The following is a 5460-nucleotide window of genomic DNA, read 5'->3' as shown; positions in this document are numbered from 1 at the left end:
ATCMTATACGTCTCAAGCCAGCTTTTTTGACGGCGATGAGATTCCTGAATATAATGCCGACAATCCAAAAGAATATAAGTTCAGTGGCAAACGTATTAAGCGCGGCTTGTATCGAACAAAGTCTGGCAAACTAATGAATGCTGATGTCAATGGCGCATTAAACATCTTAAAGAAAAGTAAAGCTGTAGACCTGAGTGTCTTATGCTCTAGCGGCGAAGTGGACACGCCTCAAAGAATAAGGATTGCTTGAAGCAGTCAAACTTCTTTGGAAGCCCCCACTTCAAATTTTCGCTAGAAAATTAAGTGGGGTAGTTCACATTGACGACAAACAAACATATGACATCCGCCCGCGCCCGCTCATCAGCCCGACCGTGCGCCAGCAGGCAGTGAAAAAAGTGTAAGAGACGATGACGGCCTTGATCGAGCAAAAAAGCTGCTCAGCCGCGTGTCTTCCCTCGATTTAGGAAAAGAGCACGAAAAAGTGTTCAAAGACATTTTGGACTATTTGCTCAAACAAGAAGATTTGCTCATCAACTTGTCGGATTTGGTCATCTCAAACGACTACTTTTTCCACCATTCGGTCAACGTCGCCACGACCGTTAAGCTCAACACCGGGGAAGTCGGCGTCGTCTCGCAAGTGTTTCCGGGCTTCCCGCTCCGCCCCATCGTCCGCGTCATCAAAAATCCCGCGGGCGAGGAGCTGAAAAGCCCGTATGAGATTGACTTGCGGAAAGAGATGAACATCACGATTGTGAAAACAGTTTGAAGCGAAAAGGACAGCATGGCGCTGTCCTTTTCTTTATCGCTTTTTATCGTAAAACATCCCGTCAATCGAAAGCGGCTGCTCGTACGGATGAACGTAGCAGGCGTTCGCCTGCCGCTTCGCCCCCGCCATGCGCAAATCGTTTCGAATCTCATCACCCACGCGGTGAAGCCGCCTCTCAATTTCTTCATTCCAAGCGATGATCTCGCGGCCAAGCCGCTGCTCTTCCTCGCTGTACGGCGGACGAAGCTTCCAAAGGAGCTCCTGGCGCTCCTGAAGCAATCGATCAACCGTCCGAAGCCGCTCTTCCCGATCCTCGGACGGCCACGGCAACGCCGTCGCCTCCAGCAGCTCCTTCGTCACCCGCCATACATCATGCACCACGCCCATTACGCCTGCCCGCCTTCCGCGTGTTGGCGCTGCCGATGGAGCTGAATCACTTGTTTCCACGTATCGCGAAACTCGACGACATACCCTTCCACTTCATCCAAAATCGCCGCATCGCTTTTCACATTCGCCTCGATCAGACGGCGGTAGATGTAGTCATACATGGTCATCATCGATTTCGCGACGTCATATTCCATTTTCAGCGTCGCCATCAATTCCAAAATGATCTTTTGCGCCTTCAACAAGTTTTCATTACGCGCCGCGATATCGCCCGTCTCCATCGCCTGGCGCGCGAGCTTGATAAACTTCAAGCAGCCGTTATACAGCATCAATGTCAACTCCCCAGGCGACGCCGTCTGCACGGCGTTCGCTTGGTAGTGTTGATACGGATTGTTTGTCGCCATCTTCCGTCACTCCTCTTCTATGATGTTCACCCCATCGCAAAACCATCATCTGATTCAACGGGCCGTGCCGAACGCCCTTCATCTGTTGCCATCCGTGAGCGTGGTCGCTTCTTCCCCCACTGTCACCGCGACAGCGCCTGAGCCTTCAAACCGCTTACCCCTGCATGCCGCCACCAAAGGCGTTCATCAAGTACATGCTTTGCTGGTTGGCGCGCTGAATCGCCTCTTCCATCGCCGTGAATTGGCGATAGTAGCGGTCTTCAATTTGTTTCAAACGGTCTTCGAAGCGGTCAATTTGGTCATTGATTTCGATTAAATCGCGCCCGATCGCAAACTGCTGGTTCGTCCAAATCGTCTTCCCCGCTTTTTGCTCAATCTTCCCGATCGTCGCCTTGATCGTATCACGCAGGCGGCGGGCGATCCCTTTTTCCGCATCCGTCGCCCCGTCTTGGTTAAACAACTGATAGACGGCATCCGGGTTTTCCTTGATTTTCTCCCGCAGCTTCGTCTCGTCAATGATCAACTTCCCACCGTCAAGGTAATTCGACGACGTCGTAATCCCGATTTGCGCGAGCTGCGAGAACCCGCTTGGAATGTTCGCCCCTTCGACTTTCGTGTACACATTCATCCGCATTTGGCTTAAGGCGCTCGACAAAATCGAATCGCCGCGAAGCATCCCGCTGCGCGCCTTTTCTTCCCACAGCTCGATTTGCTTTTCCGTCATCGCTTCTTTTTGCTCATCGGTGAGCGGCGGATAGTCGCGGTAGCGCTCTTCTTTCAGCTCGGCGTTGATTTTGGCGATCACTTCATTGTATTTATCGACAAACCCTTTAATGGCGTTAAACATCGCGTCCGCATCCGTCGCCACCGACACTGTCGCCGTGCCCGTCCCTTTCACCGTATACGTCACACCGTTGATCGTAAATGTATTCGACGAGCGGGTCGTTCGCAAGCCGTTGATGGTGATGTCGGCGTCTTTCCCTGCCGTTTTCCCCGTGAGCTCTTGCCCCGCTACGGTATTCGTAAACCCTAATTGCGCAAAAAAGTCCACCGTCGCCTGATCGGCGAGCACCAGACTCGCTTGCGCTCCCGTGTCTTTTTTCATGATCGAAACCCGCCTAGTTTGCTCGTCGTAAAACGCGCTGACGCCAAGATCTAGGTTGCTGTTGAGTTGGGCGATCACCCCATCGAGCGTCGTTCCTTTCTTCACTGTGATCGCCGCCTGCTTCGTGCTCCCATCCCCGTTCGTCACATTGATCGTCAACGTCGTATCAGCGGCAACGGAAAAACTCGCCTTGTCCACCCTTACCGCTTCATCGGACAGCCAGACGGCCGAGGTGGCCACCCGATCGACCTGAATCGTCGTCGCCACATTCGCCGCACTCGAGCCCGCCGTCGCTGTGACGACCGATTCGTTCGAACTCGAGACGGTTTTTTTGAACATGCTGCTTTGGAGCGTAATGTTGGAAAACAAGTAGTCATCAAGCCCCTGAAGCAGCGTGTTCATCGACCGGTAATCATCGCGCTGCCACTCGAGCAGCTGCTTTTTCTGCTTCAATTTATCAAGCGGCATCCGCTCCGCTTTCATCAAATCGCTCACGATTTTGTCAATATCCATCCCGCTCGCGAGGCCGCTGATGCGCAACGTATTCGCCATGTCGACTCACCACCGTTAAATTTTTTTATCGACAATCAACCCGACAAATTCCATCATTGCCGCATATATATCCAAAAGCTTTTTCGGCGGAATTTCGCGGATCACCTCATGCGTCTTTTCATCGATTACTTGCACGTAATACTCGTTCAACTCTTTGTGCAGCTCAAACCGAACCGACGTATGGCTCGGCTGCACGAGCTCATTCAAGCCGTTGACCACTTTCTCCACAGCTTCTTCCGAAAGCGGTTGAAAAAGGGAAGAAGCAGAACCCCCCGCTTCTTGAGGCTGCACTGCCGCGCGTTCAACGGTTGGATGCACCTGTTCGCTTCGCGTCGGCTCATATGAAAGGAAAGAAGAAGACACCCGTTCAATCGTCATCCGGATCCGCTCCTTTGGTTTGGACGATTTCTATGGTTTATATCGGATGAAACGTAGGGAGTGTGAAGGGGGAGGGAACAATAAATGCAATCCATATAAAAATCAGGAGATGATGATAATTTCATTTCTTGTGTATAATACTTGTCAATTGTTGAAAATAGCGGGGGTATCATAAGCAAAAACTAACGAGGGGGAAGTAGAAACTTAAAAGGGGAATATAAAAGAGTAAAATCACATTAAAACAAAAAAACAAGATGAGGAATATAAGCACAAAACATTCTTGGCAAAACTCAAACATTGCTTTTATCCATATTTAATAATGAAATTTTTAAAATCAATAATCATTCCCGTTCTCTCCATAAAGTCTACTCCTAAAATTCCGTCAAAACCATATATTTCTTTAGTCATTCCCAGTTGTAATAAAAATGATGCTAGCTCCTTTCCATCAATTATAACGTTGTTTACGATTTGTTCATAACAAATCTTGTTAAAGCCGATGATAAAATCCCCAATATAGCCGGAATAAAATTCCCCACTTACAATAGAACCATAGTGTCAATGAGAGGAGCTATGGTTCATGATTACGAGAGGGGAATTTTTTATGATCAAAGAGATGTATGAAAGGGGAATGAGTATTTCCGATATTGCGAGGGAATTGGGGATCGATCGGAAAACCGTCCGAAAATATATTCACTCCCCCAATCCTCCTTCCAAATCCAAGCGAAAACAAAGAAAAAGCAAGTTAGATCCATTTAAGCCGTATCTTCAAAAACGAATGTTAGAAGATGGGGTGTTTAATAGCGAAAAGTTGTTTTTTGAAATTCGACAACAGGGCTATACGGGAGGAAAGACGATTTTAAAAGACTATATGAAACCTTTCCGAGAGACGGCGAAAAAGAAATACACCGTTCGTTATGAAACGCTTCCTGGCGAACAAATGCAAGTCGATTGGAAAGAAGTCGGGGAGGTCGTGATCGAAGGGAGAAAAGTCAAGTTATCGCTATTTGTGGCTGTGTTAGGCTATTCGCGGATGAAATACGCGGTATTTACGGTCAGCCAGGATCAGGAACACTTAATGGAATGCCTAATTCAGAGCTTCAAGTACTTTGGCGGGGTTCCGAAGAAGGTGTTATTTGACAATATGAAGACCGTTACAGACGGGCGAGAACAAGGAGTGGTGAAATGGTGTAAATTATCACTTTATTTCGGAACAAAAGAGACATTTTTTTGCACATTCCTTCAGAAAGCCCTCTCCCCTTTTCTGAAAGAATGTGCTAAATTTTTTGTGAATTATTTCGGAAGAGAAAATCCATCGGTTCATAGGAGGGGGAAGAGGACGTGATTCAATTTCATGACTTTGGCATTGACGTCCAAACGTATGCAGAGCGTGGAAAAGAAAACGACTTCCCTCTTCTGAAAAAGTGTCCGCATTGCCGGGCCAAGCGCCCGTTGCACCGCCACGGTTACTATGAGCGAAACGCATTGACCCCACATGGTGATKATCGCATTTGGATTGTCCGGTATCGCTGTCGGGAATGCTTGAAGACGGTGAGTGTGCTGCCTTCCTTTCTCCTCCCGTATTTTCAGTATACGTTGTCCGCCATATGGCAAGTCGTGAAAGAGCAGTTGGGATTGACCGAAAGGACGAACCAGGCTCCGTTTCTCCCGACAAAGGACGGCATCATCTTTTATGTCCGACGGTTCTACCGAAACCTATCAAGCCTTCATAGCTTTTTTGCGAGGCGGTGGAGGATCATAGGCCCTATCGTGAAAAAAGAAAAGGAACGGGCKTCCTGGTGGATCCGGACGTTGGAGAAACACGGTCTCGATTCGGTCATCAGAGACATGTGGGAGGACGGATTCCGACACCC

The 5460-nt window shown here is 48.8% G+C and carries 7 protein-coding genes and 2 pseudogenes; 5 read left to right on the top strand and 4 right to left on the bottom strand.

The window, feature by feature from the left end:
* The 3 genes and pseudogenes from AP057_RS01620 to AP057_RS17695 all read left to right on the top strand — a co-directional run.
* Positions 1 to 250 (top strand): annotated as a pseudogene (locus AP057_RS01620) (RNA-guided endonuclease TnpB family protein); the annotation flags it as partial.
* Positions 243 to 401 (top strand): hypothetical protein, encoded by a 159-nt coding sequence (locus AP057_RS17700; RefSeq protein ID WP_235468441.1) that lies wholly within the window; start codon positions 243 to 245, stop codon positions 399 to 401. The pseudogene AP057_RS01620 and the gene AP057_RS17700, both read left to right, overlap by 8 nt.
* An 80-nt stretch (positions 402 to 481) precedes the next feature.
* The gene (locus tag AP057_RS17695) at positions 482 to 766 is read left to right on the top strand and encodes a hypothetical protein (RefSeq protein ID WP_235468437.1); all 285 of its coding nucleotides are present in this window, start codon (positions 482 to 484) and stop codon (positions 764 to 766) included.
* Between the two features lie 33 nt (positions 767 to 799).
* Here the strand turns inward: AP057_RS17695 and AP057_RS01610 are convergent, their stop codons facing one another.
* The 4 genes from AP057_RS01610 to flaG all read right to left on the bottom strand — a co-directional run bounded on the left by AP057_RS01610 (position 800) and on the right by flaG (position 3589).
* A complete protein-coding gene (locus AP057_RS01610) occupies positions 800 to 1153 on the bottom strand; it encodes a flagellar protein FliT (RefSeq protein ID WP_055357910.1) in 354 nt (117 codons plus the stop codon).
* Positions 1153 to 1554, bottom strand: coding sequence for a flagellar export chaperone FliS (fliS, locus tag AP057_RS01605; protein WP_055357909.1), 402 nt, complete (start codon positions 1552 to 1554; stop codon positions 1153 to 1155). Before fliS ends, AP057_RS01610 begins: the two co-directional genes overlap by 1 nt.
* Before the next feature lie 154 nt (positions 1555 to 1708).
* On the bottom strand, positions 1709 to 3211 hold the full coding sequence (locus tag AP057_RS01600) for a flagellar hook-associated protein 2 (protein ID WP_055357908.1): 1503 nt from the start codon (positions 3209 to 3211) through the stop codon (positions 1709 to 1711).
* Positions 3212 to 3226: 15 nt separating this feature from the next.
* Complete coding sequence (gene flaG / locus AP057_RS01595; RefSeq protein WP_055357907.1) at positions 3227 to 3589, bottom strand: flagellar protein FlaG; 363 nt, start codon at positions 3587 to 3589, stop codon at positions 3227 to 3229.
* 577 nt (positions 3590 to 4166) lie between these two features.
* Between flaG and istA the strand changes: the two are divergent.
* Both istA and AP057_RS17690 read left to right on the top strand, forming a co-directional pair.
* A pseudogene (gene istA, locus AP057_RS01585) lies at positions 4167 to 4779 on the top strand (IS21-like element IS5376 family transposase); the annotation flags it as partial.
* A gap of 148 nt (positions 4780 to 4927) precedes the next feature.
* Positions 4928 to 5460 (top strand): DUF6431 domain-containing protein (locus tag AP057_RS17690; protein ID WP_055357906.1); only part of this gene is annotated, 533 nt, incomplete at its 3' end.

The organism is Geobacillus sp. Sah69, assembly GCF_001414205.1.
Classification (GTDB): Bacteria; Bacillota; Bacilli; order Bacillales; family Anoxybacillaceae; genus Geobacillus; species Geobacillus stearothermophilus.
This window is presented reverse-complemented; position numbering and strand designations above follow the sequence as displayed.

Excerpts from the sequence above, each read along its gene's own strand:
- AP057_RS01610 (WP_055357910.1), bottom strand. The coding sequence starts at position 1,153 with ATGGGCGTGGTGCATGATGTATGGCGGGTGACGAAGGAGCTGCTGGAG.
- fliS (WP_055357909.1), bottom strand. The coding sequence starts at position 1,554 with ATGGCGACAAACAATCCGTATCAACACTACCAAGCGAACGCCGTGCAG.
- AP057_RS01600 (WP_055357908.1), bottom strand. The coding sequence starts at position 3,211 with ATGGCGAATACGTTGCGCATCAGCGGCCTCGCGAGCGGGATGGATATT.
- flaG (WP_055357907.1), bottom strand. The coding sequence starts at position 3,589 with ATGACGATTGAACGGGTGTCTTCTTCTTTCCTTTCATATGAGCCGACG.